The organism is Dyella caseinilytica, assembly GCF_016865235.1.
Lineage (GTDB): Bacteria > Pseudomonadota > Gammaproteobacteria > Xanthomonadales > Rhodanobacteraceae > Dyella_B > Dyella_B caseinilytica.
This window is the reverse complement of sequence record NZ_CP064030.1, coordinates 3,441,196-3,456,477: the sequence shown is the minus strand read 5'-3', so window position 1 is coordinate 3,456,477 and position 15,282 is coordinate 3,441,196. Positions and strand designations below refer to the sequence as shown.

16 protein-coding genes are annotated in these 15,282 nt (G+C 60.3%); 15 read left to right on the top strand and 1 reads right to left on the bottom strand.

All coding sequences use genetic code 11. The features are described 5' to 3' along the window. Nucleotides 1-19: 19 nt before the first annotated feature. The 7 genes from ldcA to ISN74_RS15205 all read left to right on the top strand — a co-directional run bounded on the left by ldcA (nucleotide 20) and on the right by ISN74_RS15205 (nucleotide 5,577). On the top strand, nucleotides 20-973 hold the full coding sequence (gene ldcA, locus ISN74_RS15235) for a muramoyltetrapeptide carboxypeptidase (protein WP_188800025.1): 954 nt from the start codon (nucleotides 20-22) through the stop codon (nucleotides 971-973). Between the two features lie 85 nt (nucleotides 974-1,058). Beyond that, nucleotides 1,059-1,520: a 6,7-dimethyl-8-ribityllumazine synthase gene (gene ribH / locus ISN74_RS15230; RefSeq protein ID WP_188800024.1), complete on the top strand. Its 462-nt coding sequence runs from the start codon at nucleotides 1,059-1,061 to the stop codon at nucleotides 1,518-1,520. Next, the gene (gene nusB / locus ISN74_RS15225) at nucleotides 1,520-1,966 is read left to right on the top strand and encodes a transcription antitermination factor NusB (protein WP_188800023.1); all 447 of its coding nucleotides are present in this window, start codon (nucleotides 1,520-1,522) and stop codon (nucleotides 1,964-1,966) included. Before ribH ends, nusB begins: the two co-directional genes overlap by 1 nt. A gap of 173 nt (nucleotides 1,967-2,139) precedes the next feature. After that, a complete protein-coding gene (thiL, locus tag ISN74_RS15220) occupies nucleotides 2,140-3,102 on the top strand; it encodes a thiamine-phosphate kinase (protein ID WP_188800022.1) in 963 nt (320 codons plus the stop codon). Next, the gene (locus ISN74_RS15215) at nucleotides 3,099-3,596 is read left to right on the top strand and encodes a phosphatidylglycerophosphatase A family protein (RefSeq protein WP_188800021.1); all 498 of its coding nucleotides are present in this window, start codon (nucleotides 3,099-3,101) and stop codon (nucleotides 3,594-3,596) included. Before thiL ends, ISN74_RS15215 begins: the two co-directional genes overlap by 4 nt. A gap of 105 nt (nucleotides 3,597-3,701) precedes the next feature. Beyond that, nucleotides 3,702-4,544: a hypothetical protein gene (locus ISN74_RS15210; RefSeq protein ID WP_188800020.1), complete on the top strand. Its 843-nt coding sequence runs from the start codon at nucleotides 3,702-3,704 to the stop codon at nucleotides 4,542-4,544. Between the two features lie 64 nt (nucleotides 4,545-4,608). Continuing rightward, entirely contained in the window at nucleotides 4,609-5,577 is a 969-nt protein-coding gene (locus ISN74_RS15205; RefSeq protein ID WP_188800019.1) for a potassium channel beta subunit family protein, read from the top strand. A 19-nt stretch (nucleotides 5,578-5,596) separates the two neighbouring features. Here ISN74_RS15205 and ISN74_RS15200 read toward each other — a convergent pair whose 3' ends face one another. Further along, nucleotides 5,597-6,709 (bottom strand): serine hydrolase domain-containing protein, encoded by a 1,113-nt coding sequence (locus ISN74_RS15200; protein WP_188800018.1) that lies wholly within the window; start codon nucleotides 6,707-6,709, stop codon nucleotides 5,597-5,599. Nucleotides 6,710-6,895: 186 nt separating this feature from the next. Between ISN74_RS15200 and hemP the strand changes: the two genes are divergently transcribed. The 8 genes from hemP to ISN74_RS15160 all read left to right on the top strand — a co-directional run bounded on the left by hemP (nucleotide 6,896) and on the right by ISN74_RS15160 (nucleotide 15,240). After that, on the top strand, nucleotides 6,896-7,099 hold the full coding sequence (hemP, locus tag ISN74_RS15195; protein ID WP_188800017.1) for a hemin uptake protein HemP: 204 nt from the start codon (nucleotides 6,896-6,898) through the stop codon (nucleotides 7,097-7,099). Nucleotides 7,100-7,335: 236 nt separating this feature from the next. After that, nucleotides 7,336-7,776: a hypothetical protein gene (locus tag ISN74_RS15190; RefSeq protein ID WP_203546626.1), complete on the top strand. Its 441-nt coding sequence runs from the start codon at nucleotides 7,336-7,338 to the stop codon at nucleotides 7,774-7,776. A 179-nt stretch (nucleotides 7,777-7,955) separates the two neighbouring features. Continuing rightward, nucleotides 7,956-9,227, top strand: a complete 1,272-nt coding sequence (locus ISN74_RS15185; RefSeq protein WP_188800015.1) for an efflux RND transporter periplasmic adaptor subunit — start codon at nucleotides 7,956-7,958, stop codon at nucleotides 9,225-9,227. Nucleotides 9,228-9,257: 30 nt separating this feature from the next. Beyond that, nucleotides 9,258-9,980 carry an ABC transporter ATP-binding protein gene (locus tag ISN74_RS15180; RefSeq protein ID WP_188800014.1) on the top strand — a complete coding sequence of 241 codons (723 nt, stop codon included), beginning with the start codon at nucleotides 9,258-9,260 and terminating at the stop codon, nucleotides 9,978-9,980. Nucleotides 9,981-10,077: 97 nt separating this feature from the next. Then, nucleotides 10,078-11,394: an ABC transporter permease gene (locus tag ISN74_RS15175; RefSeq protein WP_188800013.1), complete on the top strand. Its 1,317-nt coding sequence runs from the start codon at nucleotides 10,078-10,080 to the stop codon at nucleotides 11,392-11,394. Nucleotides 11,395-11,411: 17 nt separating this feature from the next. Next, the gene (locus ISN74_RS15170; RefSeq protein WP_188800012.1) at nucleotides 11,412-12,647 is read left to right on the top strand and encodes an ABC transporter permease; all 1,236 of its coding nucleotides are present in this window, start codon (nucleotides 11,412-11,414) and stop codon (nucleotides 12,645-12,647) included. Between the two features lie 39 nt (nucleotides 12,648-12,686). Beyond that, nucleotides 12,687-14,003, top strand: a complete 1,317-nt coding sequence (locus tag ISN74_RS15165) for an ABC transporter permease (RefSeq protein WP_188800011.1) — start codon at nucleotides 12,687-12,689, stop codon at nucleotides 14,001-14,003. Between the two features lie 10 nt (nucleotides 14,004-14,013). Then, on the top strand, nucleotides 14,014-15,240 hold the full coding sequence (locus tag ISN74_RS15160; RefSeq protein WP_308420773.1) for an ABC transporter permease: 1,227 nt from the start codon (nucleotides 14,014-14,016) through the stop codon (nucleotides 15,238-15,240). Nucleotides 15,241-15,282: the final 42 nt, after the last annotated feature.

The following is a 15,282-nucleotide window of genomic DNA, read 5'->3' as shown; positions in this document are numbered from 1 at the left end:
ATCGGGAGAATTTCGTTTGATGCAGGCTCATTCCTCCTGCCACGTACGTTTGGTTGCGCCTTCCGGCTATCCGCATGACCGCGACGCCATGGCGCGTGGCGTGGCCCGCCTTCACAAGGCGGGCTGCGTGGTTGATGGCGAAGAAGTGCTTAGCCGCGCCGAATTGCGTTATGCCGGCAGCGATGCGCAGCGTGTAGCGGATATCAATGCGCTGGCTACGCTGGAGACATTGCCGGATGTCGCGCTGTCGATTCGCGGCGGTTACGGCGCCACGCGTCTGCTGGAACACTTGCACTACGATGCCTTGCGCGAACGCCTGACCGGGCAGCCGATGGTGATGGTTGGCCACAGTGATTTCACGGCGCTGCAAATGGCGCTGTATGCCAGGGCAGGGCTGGTCAGTTTCGGTGGTCCAATGCTGGGGCCGGATTTTGGTGCGGTGGAACTGAGTCCGCTGACCTGGCGCCATTTCTGGCGCACCATCAGCGCGCCGCAGGGCAACGCGAGCTGGGATTGCGGCGAAGTAGAGGAATTCAGCGCAGAAGGGCCACTGTGGGGCGGCAACCTTGCCATGCTATGCAGCCTGCTGCAGACCCCGTACTTTCCCCGCATCGAGGGCGGCATCCTGTTCGTGGAGGATGTGGGCGAGCCGCCCTTCCGGATCGAGCGGCTGCTTTACCAGCTGCATTTGTCCGGGGTGCTGGGACGGCAGCGCGCCCTGATTCTGGCTGATTTCACCCAATGCCGGCCGGCGGCCTACGACAACGGTTACGACCTTGCCGACGGCTTTGCCCAGATCCGGCGGATCGCCGGTATACCGGTGCTGTCCGGCATGCCGTTCGGCCACGATCCGGACAAATTCACCCTGCCGTTCGGCGTGCCAGCGCGGTTACGCGTGGTGGGCCGCCGGGCGAGCCTGAATTTTCACGGTTACCCGCATCTGCGGCAGCCGCATGAACCTCCCATGGGGTGAATCCTGAATCCGAGCATCCCCTGGCTCAAACCCGTAAAATAGCGGGCTCGCACGGGCCCACCCGTTCTCAAGGAATCCACCCAGCATGAAGACCATCGAAGGCGATTTCGCCACGCCCAAAGGCCGTTTTGCCATCGTTGCCGGCCGTTTCAACGGCTTTGTCGTCGAACCACTGGTGGCTGGCGCACGCGACGCGCTGGTGCGCCACGGTGTGAGCGACGATGCGATTGACCTGATCCGTGTGCCGGGCGCCTGGGAAATCGGCCTGGCCGCGCACAAGCTGGCTCATTCCGGCAAATATGCAGCGGTGATTGCGCTCGGCGCGGTGATTCGTGGCGCTACGCCGCACTTCGATTACGTCGCCGGCGAATGCGCCAAGGCGCTGACCCAGGCCGCACTCGGTTCGGGCGTGCCAGTGGCTTTCGGTGTACTCACCACTGACACCATCGAGCAGGCGATCGAGCGCTCCGGCACCAAGGCCGGCAACAAGGGCGCCGATGCGGCCATCGCTGTGCTGGAGATGGTCAACTTGTACGGAAAGCTGTAATGAATTCGCGTCCCGAAGGCATCGACCTTGCCGCGCGTTCGCGCGCCCGCCGCCGTGCGCTGCAGGCCCTGTACGCATGGCAGATGAGCGGCAGCTCGATGAACTCGGTCATCGAACAGTTCCGTCACGAGCAGGATATGGAAGTGGCGGACCTGGAGTATTTCGAGGATCTGCTGCGCGGCGTGGAGCGGAACGTCCAGGCGATCGACGAGGCGCTGCAGCCTTATATCGATCGCGATGTCGCACAGATCGATCCGATCGAACGTGCGGTGCTGCGACTGGCAGGCTACGAACTGAAATTTCGTCCGGATGTGCCGTATCGCGTGATCATCAACGAGGCGATCGAAGTGACCAAACGCTTCGGCGCGGATCATGGGCACAGCTATGTGAATGGTGTGCTGGATAAGTTGGCGGCGCAGGCACGGGGTGCGGAGAAGCACGGATAACCGGAAGTAAGATCGGGCCGTCTGCTCTAGCCATATACCGTCGTCCCGGCGAAGGCCGGGGCCCAGTGACTTCGCAGCGCTGTCAGTCGCCGGACAACGGTCAGGCTAGGCGCTGCCTCCCCGAGTACATAGACTCAACGTCCTTAGAATCAGAAGGCGCAGCGGCGAATTCCATGGAATTTTCCCTCATCGACCGCATCCGCGAACGCACCGCGCAAGGACGTGATGACGTGCGTCTGGGCATCGGCGACGATGCAGCATTGCTCGCCGTACCGGCAGGTCAGGAACTCGCCGTTGCCATCGACACACTGGTCGAAGGCGTGCACTTTCCGCAAGGCACATCGGCAGCCGATATCGGCTGGAAGGCGCTTGCCGTCAATCTCTCCGATCTCGCGGCCATGGGCGCTACGCCTGCCTGGGCCTTACTGGCGTTGACCCTGCCGCATGCCGATCCGTCATTTATCGACGGACTGGCCACCGGCTTCGCACAACTTGCACAACCGTACCGCCTCGCGCTGGTAGGCGGCGATACCACACGTGGTGCATTGACCTTGAGCGTTGTTGTGCATGGCTTCGTGCCACCAGGCAAAGCGTTGCTGCGTTCAGCCGCGCAAGTAGGCGACAGCGTTTTCGTCACGGGTACGCTGGGCGATGCAGCGGCCGGCTTGAAACTGGTTCAACAGCACGCCAACGATACGGATGCGCGAGCGGGCTATCTGATCGATCGCCTCAATCGTCCGGCACCGCGTGTTGCCGCCGGCCTCGCGCTGCGTGGTTACGCGAATGCATGCATCGATATTTCCGATGGCTTGCTTGCCGATCTGGGACACATCTGCGCATCCAGCAAGGTGGGGGCAGAGATCGATGCGTCCTTGCTACCGCGTTCTTCCGCGCTGCTGGACTTGTTCGATGATGCGGCATCGCGTGATTTTGCATTGAGCGGTGGCGATGATTACGAATTGTGCTTCACCGTCTCTGCGCAACACGTTGCGGCTGTGCAAGCCAGTCTTGCGCGACTCGGCTGCGGTGCCACACGAATCGGCCGTATTGTCGAAGGAGATCGCGTGCGCGTGCGTGATGCAGCAGGACAATGGCTGGAACCCGAACATCGCGGCTGGGATCATTTCGGCGCATGAATGAACGCAAGACACTTTCTGACGCACAACGGCGCGCACTGCTGTCCAGCCCAGCAGGCTGGTTGGCCTGCGGTTTTGGCTCCGGTCTCGCGCCCATAGCGCAGGGTACATTCGGATCGCTGGCGGCGATTCTGCCCTGGCTGCTGCTGCGGCATGCATCATTGCCACTCAATCTGCTGGTTATCGCAGTGGGCTTTGCGATTGGCGTATGGGCTTGCGATATCTCCGGCCGTCTTCTCGGCGTGGATGATCACCGCAGCCTGGTCTGGGACGAATTTATCGGTCAATGGATCGCCTTGCTTCCGGCGTTGCTCGCGCCATGGTGGGCGGTTTTCCTTGGCTTTGCGCTCTTTCGCCTATTCGATGTGTGGAAGCCTTGGCCGATCGGTTGGCTGGATCGTCACCTCAAAGGTGGGCTTGGCGTGATGATCGACGACGTCATCGCCGGTATTTTTGCTGCGATCGTATTGTGGCTGGTGTTGCGAGTATCGTAAGTTGACATGTGCATGAGCAGAATCGCGCCGCGTGGTCTTCACGCGATGGCGGCGCGGTCATGCGCACTTAAACCTGAAAGCCGTTTGCCGGAATGAGGACGAGTCATGAGCTTTGCCACGAAGAAATCGCTGTTTGCATCGATACTGGCTTCGGTACTCGTCGCGGGATACGCCGGTGCCGCCAGCAGTATGCAAGCGATAGCGCCGGACGGCGCTCCTGCTTCCGCTCCTGTTCCCGTTCCGCCGCCCAGTAGCGCGCCTGCCGACGGTTCGAGCTATTTCTCGAAGCACTTCAGCACAGATGCCCTTGCTGCCGAGGTAAAGAACACTGTCATTCAGGCGAACCTCGCGCCGGTGCCGTTCAACAAGATCGTTGCACAGACGCGTGATCAGGTGACGACGTCTGGCGGCCAGCCTGGCCAGACCGGGCAAGCCAATCCAACGACTTATACCGTGACCGTGGTGCTTGAAAATGCCGGTCATGGTCTGATCCGCCGGATGCAGGCGGTGCAATCGCAGGATGCGAACCTGGTTACCCGGTTCGATCTCACGTATCGCGGTTATTTTCCGTTCCTGACCCAGACCATTCCTGCCAATGCAAACGCGCTGCCGCCGATCGTGGAAGCGCGCAAGGTTTTGCGCTTTGATACGAACACCGATGGTCACCTGGTCTTTGCTTATCAATATGGAGCGAACGGGCAGGCGACTTTCGCCGATCCGGGTCAGGTGATCTGCAATGTCGGCAAAGATTACAGTGCATCGGAACTCAATGCGGCGATCCAGGGACAGGCGCGCGAGTTGAACTGTCAGACGGTGGATACGAACGGTATCGTCACCGACAAGATGAAGTTGGCTTATCTTGAAAAGTACGGCGTGGCGCTGGTGCTGCACACGCAGAATCCGGAAAGTTCGCTCGATAGCACGGTTACCGATTTCACGGTGGAGTAACAACCGCTTCGCGGTGCCGTCGGCTGCGGCCGGCGATGATGGTGTGACAGACCAGGAGATTCCCATGCAATACCGTCGTCTTGGCCGCACCGGCTTGCAGTTGTCCGCGCTGTCCTTTGGCGCGTGGGTGACATTCGGGCGCCAGGTAGGGCGCTCGGAAGCGCGTGATCTCATGGCGATGGCGTGGGATAACGGCATCAATTTCTTCGACAACGCCGAGACCTACAATCACGGCGAGGCCGAGCGCTTGATGGGCGATGTGCTGGCCGATCTGCGTTTTTCGCGTGATAGCTATTGCGTATCGAGCAAAGTGTATTTTGGCGCGGCGGAAAAACCGCGTCCGACGCAGCGCGGTCTGTCGCGCAAGCATGTGATCGAAGCCTGCCATCAGGCGCTGGAACGTCTGCGCGTGGGGCATCTGGATCTTTACTTCTGCCATCGCCCCGATCCCGAAACACCCATCGAGGAAACCGTGGCGGCGATGGATACGCTGGTTCGCCAGGGCAAGATTCTGTATTGGGGAACCAGCGAGTGGCCGGCCGCCGCGATTCATGAAGCGCATCGCGTCGCACAAGCCATGCACATGTACGCGCCGGTGGTGGAGCAGCCGCAGTACAACTTGTTGCATCGTGAACGCGTGGAGCAGGAATACGCGCCGCTATACGCCAGTTACGGCATGGGTACCACGATCTGGTCGCCGCTGGCGTCGGGCTTGTTGAGCGGCAAGTACAGCCAGGGCGTACCGCAGGGATCGCGCCTGACTCAGCCGGGATACGAATGGCTGCGCGACATGGTGCTGGGCGAGAGCGGGGATCGGGTGGAAAAAGTAAAACACTTGCCAGCCATTGCGGCAGAACTGGGTGCAACGCCTGCGCAACTGGCCATCGCCTGGTGTCTGGCCAATCCACATGTTTCGACCGTGATCCTGGGCGCCAGTCGCAAAGACCAACTGGAACAGAACCTCGGCGCGCTGGCGTTGCTGCCTAAGTTCGATCTGGCCCTGAAGGAACGGATCGAGCGTACGCTCGCGTAAACCACGCCTACGGTTCGGCTCAGTTCGGATGTTCAGGGGCAGCTGTTGTCTGCCCTGAGAACATCGTCAGTACTTGATTGACGATGCCGATGGGATGGCTGTCCTCCATGTTCGTGAGCACGGCGATGGCGAAGCGTCTGTCCGGAAGGAGCGCCAACGCGTCGTTGCATCCTTGCTGGCTACCCGTGTGCCAAGCGATGGTGTGTCCATTCGATGCTGTGAGTTCCCAGCCGAGGCCGTAGGCCGCGTTAGGCTCGACGCCGATGCCAGCCGCCTGTCCGGAGGCAAGTTTGAACGGCGTCCACATGCTGGCGATCGTGTCCGGCTTCAGGATGCGGTGATCCATCAAGGCGGAGGTCAGCCGGGCCAGATCTTCCGCCGTCGTATCCAGTCCGCCGCCGGGAATCTTGTAGCTGCTGTCCATGAGTCCGGCATTTTTTACTTGTCCATCGACGTATTGGTATCCGTGTGCGCGGTGCGGCACGATGTCGAATGTATTGTCGATGGCCGTGTGGCTCATGCCAGCAGGCTGCAACACATGCTGCTGCAAATAGCTGAAATAGCTCGTGCGCGCCGCACCTTCGATAACGCAGCCTGCAACCGAGTAGCCATAGGTGGAATAGGTGTACTTTGTGCCCGGTTTGAATAGCAGCGGATCACTGGCAAAAATCGAAAATCCATCGGTGATGGATGCGTAGTGTTGTGTGCTATCGATTTCGTCATCCCGGTAGTGTCGGATTCCTGAGGTATGGCTCAGCAATTCGCGGGTCGTGACGGGCCATGGCTTTAGCGGAAAGCGTGGGCAGTACTTCTGGATGGGCGCATCCAGGTCGAGTTTGCCGGCATCGGCGAGTGACAGTGCCGCCACGGCTGTGAGGGGCTTGGCGAGTGATCCGGTACGAAACAGGGATTGCGGTGTGGCGGGTACGTCGTTTTCCAGATCGATCGTTCCGAACGCTTTGGAATACACGATCTGGCCATTTTCCGTTATTGCGATCTGCAAGGCGGGAATGTGTTTGGCCGTCATGGCTGCCGTGACGATCTGATCGACGCGCTTCGTATCAAGCGTGGATTGGGCAAGCAGGGGACATGGCAGTAGAAGCAGGGCAGCAGCGAGACGTCGTAATGACATGGGCTATTCCTGATGGGGCGACCTGGATTTCATGCGGGTCGAGCGGTGCGCGGCAGTGTAACGGCTGGCTGGCGGTGCGGAAGAGGTGGAGTGGCCGTGCGATTCCGGGCCTTGCCTCAGGGTGCTTGACTATTAAATGAGAATTATTATCATTTGACTCGTCACCCCCGACGACGGAGCCGAGTCATGTCCACCACCGGTACGCTAACCCTCTCCCGCCCCTCGCAAGTGCCGCTGCTGGCCAGCGTGGATGTCGCCCCGGCCACGCCGATCCGCCGGATTTCCAGTCAGCGGCTTTTGGCTGGCGAGCGTGAGTTGGTCATCCAGCATCTGGGCAGCGAATATCACCTGCGGCTGACCCGCAATGGCAAGCTGATTCTCACCAAGTAAGTGCAGCCTGCCCTCTGCCCTGCGCAGAGGGATCATCGGCAGAAACTTCCTCATCACCATCTCGCCAGCGCGCTAAGGCGCATGCCAGCCCTATCCGAAAGGAGATCGCCATGTTTGGCTGGCCGGCCACACGTTCCACTTCGCTTTGTTGCCACGCGCCGCGGGCTATCGTTGCGCAGCGTTGCCGCGCGGTATCTCCCCAATCTTTGATAAGCAGGCTGCCCGGTCTCGGCTGCGTGCTTTATCTGCACGCGGCATCGACTGATGTCGCCGGCGATGCTTCGCCGCCCGGTCTGCTGGTGGACGAACATGCACTGGCGCCGCTGTTGGACACGCGCTGGCTGTTGGCCACCAGTACTGTCACCGAGGATGGTCCGCGGGAATGGCTGGAGTGTGTCGATAGCTCCGGTCGGATACGGGCGCGACTGCATTTGCTGCCCGACACGGATTACCTCGCCTGGGATGCGCTGATGAATGCAGGTGATCTGCACAACGGCCCGGCCGCCTTGTCGAACACTTCGCCGTTGAGGCCGGATAGCGCCGAGGTGGTGAGCTTCAAAGTCCGTGAGTTGGCGGGATTGCAACTGCTCGAACGAAGCAATTCGGCGTTGTCATCACTGGGCGGGCGCATTGCGGCGCGCATTGCGCATGCCGAATCGGCGGTCCTGCTGACCTGAGCCAAGCTGTCCGGACACGCCTGTCCATCTGTCCGGCGAACTGTCCGCGGACAACGATGAGTCGAAATGTACAAGTCGCAATCATCTGAATAAAAAGGATTTTTTTGTCGTCCGCGCGCTGGCACGCGGATTGCTGAGCAGGTGTGGGGGCCGCACTGTCCGCGGCCAGGGAACACACCATGATTCGAGACACTTCCGCTCAGGACCGCCTGATCCAGGTCAAAGCGAGCCCGAAGAAAAAAATCTTGTGGATCGGCGGCGCCGTCGTTGCTGTGATCGTGCTGGCCATGGTCATGCCGGGCATCACTCGCCTGTTTTCCGCGGATGCTTCGGTGAGCGCCTCGCGCCTGGCCTTCGCGACGGTGCAGCGCGGACCGTTTATTCGCGATATCGCCGCCGAAGGGCAGGTGGTTGCCGCGGTCAGTCCCACGCTCTATGCCACCTATGGCGGCGCGGTCACCTTGCAGGTGCACGCGGGCGATACGGTGAAGAAAGGGCAGGTCCTGGCGGTGATCGACAGCCCCGAGCTGCGCAACAAGCTGGCGCAGGAGCAATCCAACGCCGACGCGATGGAAGTCGATTACCTGAGCGCGCAGATCGATGCGCGCAAAAAAGCGTCGGAAATGCAGAAGGCGTACGACAACGCCAGGATTGACGACGAAACCGCTGCCCGCGATTTCGACCGCTACAAGACAGCCTACGCAGGCGGTGGCGTGAACAAGATGGACGTGGACCGTGCCGAGGCGACGCTGGACAAAGCCAAGGTCACGTTGGAACACGCCAAAGACGATCTCGGCCTGGATAACGACAGTGCGACATTTGCCATCAAGGCGAAGAAGCTCGCCCACGATCGCCAAGTACTGCTGGTGCAGGATCTGCAGCGCCAAGTCGATAACCTCAATGTGCGCTCGCCGGTGGATGGTCAGGTCGGCCAGCTCTTTATCGCCGAACGCGCCACCGTCGCCAAGGATGCACAGCTACTCAGCGTGATCGACCTGTCCGCGCTCGAAGTGGAAGTGAAAGTACCTGAGAGCTTCGCGCGTGACCTGGCGATTGGCATGGGCGGCGAAATCAGTGGCAACGACAACACCTGGAAGGGCGTCGTCAGCGCGATCTCGCCTGAAGTCGTCAATGGCGAAGTCGCAGCGCGCGTGCGCTTCGACGGCCAGACGCCTAAGCAACTGCGCCAGAACCAGCGCCTGTCCGTCCGCATTCTGCTTGATCATCGCGAGAACGTGCTTACCGTGCAGCGCGGTTCGTTCGTGGATGAATCCGGCGGTAGCTATGCGTATGTCGTGCGCGATGGTATTGCCACCAAGACACCGATCCGTGCTGGCGAAAGCAGCATCGACAAAGTGGAGATCCTCGATGGCCTGAAGGAAGGCGACAACATCGTGATCTCCGGTACCGATAACTTCAAAGGCGCACAGCGCGTCGTAATCAGCCGCTGACGGCTACCAACCAACCGAAGGATGAAAACCATGCTGAAGATGACGCATCTGTCCAAGGTCTATCGCACCGAAGTGGTGGAAACCTATGCGCTTCGCGATTTCAACATCGATGTGAAAGAAGGCGAATTCGTTGCCGTGACCGGACCTTCCGGTTCGGGCAAGACCACCTTCCTCACTATTGCCGGCCTGCTGGAAACGTTCACCGGCGGCGAATACCACCTCGACAACATCGAAGTCAGCCACCTTGACGACAATGCGCGCTCGAAGATCCGCAACGAAAAGATTGGCTTCATTTTCCAGGCCTTCAACCTGATTCCGGATCTGAATGTGTTCGACAACGTCGAAGTGCCGCTGCGCTATCGCGGCATGAAGGCGGCCGAGCGCAAGGAACGCATTATGGGTGCGCTGGAACGCGTGGGCCTGGCCTCGCGCGCCAAGCACTACCCGGCCGAGCTTTCCGGCGGTCAGCAACAGCGCGTCGCGATCGCCCGCGCACTCGCCGGCAGCCCACGTCTGCTGCTCGCCGACGAACCGACCGGCAACCTGGATACACAGATGGCCCGCGGCGTGCTGGAGCTGCTGGAAGAAATCCATCGCGAAGGCGCCACCATCGTGATGGTGACGCACGATCCGGAACTCGCCGCACGCGCGCAGCGCAACGTGCACATCATCGACGGTCAGGTGGTGGATCTTGCGGAAGATCCGCGCTTCCACACCGCTTACACCGCCGCTGCGGGCCAGATACGCGGCTGATCGCTTCAACGCCCTCCCCTGCAAGCAGGGGAGGGCTGGGCGGGGTCAACCACCGGACCTCTGTTGCTGCAAACACGCCAACAACACCAGGACTTTCATGTTCGCCTACTACTTCCAGCTCGGACTGCGCAGCCTCAGGCGCAACCCCATGCTCACCGCGTTGATGGTGATGGCGATCGGCTTTGGCGTCGCCGCATCGATGATCACGTACTCGGTGTTTCGGGCGGTATCCGGTGATCCCATCCCGCAGAAGTCCTCGAAGCTGTTCATGCCGCAGATCGACAGTTGGGGGCCGGGGCAAGGCGCCGATGACAAGGGCGATCCTCCTGGCGGGTTGAACTATATCGATGCGATGGCTTTGATGAAGGCGCATCAGTCTTCGCGCATGACACTCATTTATCAGGTCAGTTTGTCAACGCTGCCCATGGATGCCGACAGCGTGCCGGTGGCCACCAACGGCTTTGCCGTCACGGCGGATTTTTTCACCATGTTCGATGTGCCTTTTCTCTACGGCAGCGGCTGGAGTAAATCCGATGATGAAGGTCGCGTCGCCGATGTCGTGCTGACACAGGAGTTCAATCAGCGAATGTTTGGCGGCGCCAACAGTGTGGGAAAGAAAATGACGCTTTCCGGTCATGACTACCGCATCGTTGGTGTTACCAGGCATTGGGATCCATCGCCGCGTTTTTATGACGTGTGGGAAGAAACGGGTTTCGACAACCCGCCTGATTTCTACCTTCTTTTCAACCGTGCGATCGACTTGCAAACGGACAATACCGGTAGGAACAGTTGCCGCGGTGCGATTACCTACGATGGCTGGGACAAATACCTGCAAAGCAACTGCGTCTGGCTGATGCCGTGGGTGGAATTGGATACATCGGAAGATGTCGATCACTATCGCGAGTTTCTTCAGAGCTATTCCGCCGATCAGCAACATGCCGGACGTTTCGGTTGGGCACCGAACGTACGCTTGCCTAATGTCATGCAATGGCTTGATGTGCAGGGAGTCGTGCCGCCCGAGAGCCGCATTTCTCTGGTGGTGGCGCTGAGCTTCTTTATCATCTGCCTGGTCAACACGATTGGGTTGCTGCTGGCGAAGTTCATGCGTCGAGCGGGCGAGATCGGCGTACGCCGTGCGCTCGGTGCAACCCGGCACGAGATCTACGCTCAGTACCTGGTCGAGGCTGGGGCAGTCGGACTGGCCGGAGGATTGCTGGGGCTGCTGCTTACTGCAGCAGGCATGTCTGGCGTGGGCTTGCTATTCGCACCCGAGATCGCGCAACTCGCGCATCTGGATTTGTCACTGATCGGATTGACCTTGGCAGTGGCCATCTTCGCCACCGTGGCCGCCGCGTTTTATCCCGCCTGGCGTGCCGCGCAAGTGCAGCCGGCCTGGCAGTTGAAGTCCAACTAAGGCGAGAGGGAGCACTCATGCATATTCAACCTATTCTCGCCGCTTTACGCCGCCATAAGGCAGGTACAGTCCTGATCGCGTTGCAGATTGCGTTGACGCTGGCGATTGTTTGCAATGCGCTATTCCTCATTCACCAGCGCCTTTCGCACCTCAATGAATCCAGCGGTGTCGACGAGTCCGATCTATTCGTGATTCGAAACCAGTGGGGTGAGCAGTATTCCACCCAGCAGGCCGTGGAACATATCCAGCAAGACATCGTCGCGCTGCGGCAATTGCCGAGCGTGCAGGACGTCTCCGCCAGCAACAGCTATCCGATGAGAGGAGTTAGCTGGGACAACTGGATCACCATGAAGCCAGACCAGATTGGTCATACGAGCGATGCTGCGTATTACACCGGGGACGCCGATTTTCTGCGCACGCTCGGTGTCAAGTTGATCGCGGGACGCGATTTTCGGCCGGAAGAAGTACAAAACATGGGGCTGCGGCAAAATGTAGAGACGCCCGTCGCCATCATCACCAAGGCGATGGCCGACAAGCTGTTTCCTAACGGCAATGCGCTAGGTAACACCTTCTATGCCATGACCAGCAAGCCGATCACCGTGATTGGCATCGTGGATGTGCTGCATCGGGGCGATGTCTCGACGTGGAGCATCAAATACGCGGGCGAATCCATGGTGGTGCCGGTTCGCCTTGCTGTGCCTTATGGACTTTACTACCTCGTGCGCGCCAAGCCCGGGCAACTCGATGCGGCGATGCGCGAAGCGCCGAAGGCCCTGTTTGCGGAAAACCGCATGCGCATGATCGACCCCAAGGATGGCCTGCTCAGCTTCACGGAGATTCGCCGTCGCGCGTTCGAGAGCGATCGTGGCATGGCCGTCCTGATGAGCATCATTTGCGTCGTGCTGCTGGCCATCACGGCGGCTGGCATTGTGGGCCTGACCAGCTTCTGGGTGGGGCAGCGGCGGCGGCAGATCGGCGTGCGCCGCGCGCTGGGTGCGACGCGCCGCGACATCCTGAATTACTTCATGACTGAGAACCTGCTGATCAGTCTCGGCGGCGTGGCCGTCGGCGTGCTGCTGGCCGTCGGACTCAACCTGTGGCTGGTCACCCACTTCAGTGCATTGAAGTTGCTACCAATGACGTATCTCTTCGGTGGCATCGTCATCCTGTTGTTGCTGGGGCAGGGTGCGGTATTCGCACCGGCGTTGCGCGCATCGCGTGTGCCGCCCATCGAAGCGACGCGTCCGGCATGAGCACGCATTCACATCAAAGGACAGGGAGCTAAAGGGCCGATGCTTGCCTACTATCTACGGCTTGGCTTGCGCAGCTTGCGGCGCAATCCCATCCTGACCGCGCTGATGGTGCTGGCCATCGGCGTGGGCATTGCAGCGTCGATGACGACGTATGCGGTGTTTAGCGCGGTATCGGCCAATCCTCTGCCAGGCAAGTCATCGCAATTGTTCGTGCCCACGATCGACGCGTGGGGACCGCAAGGCCGTATCGATGGTGGCGACATGCCCGATGCGCTCACCTACACGGACGCGATGGCATTGATGCACGATCGCAAGGGTGTCCGGCAGACGGCAATTTACCCACTGAGCTATACGGTCATACCCGGGGATGTTTCGCGCGAACCGTTTCATGTGGATGGTTACGCTGCCTACGCCGATTTCTTTCCCATGTTTCAGGCGCCCTTCGTTTACGGAAGCGGCTGGGATCGCGGGCAGGATGATGCGCATGCTGCAGTGGTGGTGATCAGCAATCAGCTGAATCAGCAACTTTTTGGCGGTGCCAACAGCGTAGGCCGCACGCTGCGGCTGGACGATCATGATTACCAGATCGTCGGAGTGATGGCCGACTGGAACCCCCGTCCCCGTTATTACGACGTCAACAATTCCGATGGCTTCAGCGATCCGCCCGATTTCATCCTGCCGTTCACGCATGCCGTGGATATACACAGCGACACCGATGGCAATGACCTTTGCCGCGGCACGAGAGGGCGTGATCCCGGCTGGGATGGTTGGCTGCGTTCGGGTTGTGCATGGGTATCGCTATGGGTCGAACTGCCGGACAGTGCCGCCGCGCAGGCCTATCGGAGCTATCTGGAGGGCTACGCTGGCGAACAGAATCGGGCGGGGCGCTTTCACTGGCCGCCCGATGTCGCGTTGTTCGATCTGACCCAATGGCTGCAGCACGAAAAAGTGGTGCCGCCTGAAACGCGCATGTCCTTGTTGCTGTCGCTGGGCTTCCTGCTGGTATGTCTGGTGAACACGGTGGGACTGCTGCTGGCGAAATTCATGCGCCGCGCCGGCGAAATTGGCGTGCGTCGCGCGCTTGGGGCATCGCGCCGGGAGATATGGATGCAGTTTCTTGCCGAGGCGGCGATGGTGGGCGTTGCTGGTGGCGTGGCAGGGTTGTTGTTTACCGGCGTGGGCATGTCGAGCATCGGGTTGGTCTTCGATCCGGACATCGCCCGTCTGGCGCATATGAGCATGAGCCTGATTGGCCTGACCCTTCTGAGTGCGGTGCTGGCGACGGTGGCCACCGCGTTCTATCCGACCTGGCGCGCGGCGCATGTGCAGCCCGCGTGGCAGCTGAAGTCGAACTGAGGCGATGACGATGCAGATCAAACCAGTCCTCGCAGCACTCCGCCATCACAAGGCAGGCACCTTGCTGATTGCCATGCAAATCGCGCTGACGTTGGCGATTGTCTGCAATGCCTTGTTCATCATCCACGCGCGGCTTGCACGGTTATCCCAGCCCAGCGGCGTCGATGAACCCAGCCTGCTGGTGATCGGCAATGAGTGGGCGGGAAAGCCGGATACGGATCAGATTGCTTCGCTGATCGCGGCGGATCTGGACACCTTGCGCAAGGTGCCGGGTGTGGCAAATGTCTATGCGACCAATGCCGTTCCGCTGGGTAACGGTGGCAATGTCCTGGGCATGGGGCATTCGCCGGACAAGTTTCAACGTGTCGCCGACTCTGCGTACTATTTCGCCGATGAGAACACCCTGCCCACCCTGGGGCTGAAGCTGGTGGAAGGGCGTAATTTTCGCCCCGACGAAATCGGACAGGTCGATGGAAAAGGCACTATCCAGCCATCCGTCGTCATCATTACGCGCGAACTGGCCAGGTTGATGTTTCCGCATGAATCGGCGCTCGGCAAGCCTGTTTACATCAGCGCCAGGCCAAGCATCGTCATTGGTGTCGTTGAGCGCCTGCGTACGCCCTTTGTGGACAGCAGTATGGCCAAGTGGGCGGATAATTCCACGCTGGTGCCGTATCGCTGGCTTATTCCGTTTACGCGATATGTGGTACGCGTGCAGCCTGGCCAGCTTGATGAGGTCATGCATCACGTGCGCGCCGCGTTGTACGCCGCCAACCGCATGCGCGTGATCAACCCCAAGGACGGTATGCGTACGTTTGCGCAGGTGCGCGAACAGGCCTATCGCGATGACCGCGGCATGGCGATCCTGATGAGTGGCATCAGTGTGATTCTGTTGTTGATCACTGGCGCCGGCATCGTCGGGCTGACCAGCTTCTGGGTGGGCCAGCGCCGCAAACAGATTGGTGTGCGCCGTGCGCTGGGCGCGACACGCCACGACATTCTCAGCTACTTCCTGACCGAAAACCTGCTGATCGCAGTATGCGGCGTCGTGATGGGCGGTGTGCTGGCTGTCGGCCTGAATCTGTGGCTGATGAAGCAATTCGAAATAGATCGATTGGCGCCGGGCTACGTGCTGGCCGGTGTGGTGACGTTGTTGTTACTGGGACAAGCCGCGGTGCTTGCACCGGCGTTACGCGCTTCGCGTGTGTCGCCGGTGGAGGCGACAAGGTCGGTATGACGTGGGAGCCCCTCGCGGGGATGGTCAATAAACGGGTGGAGG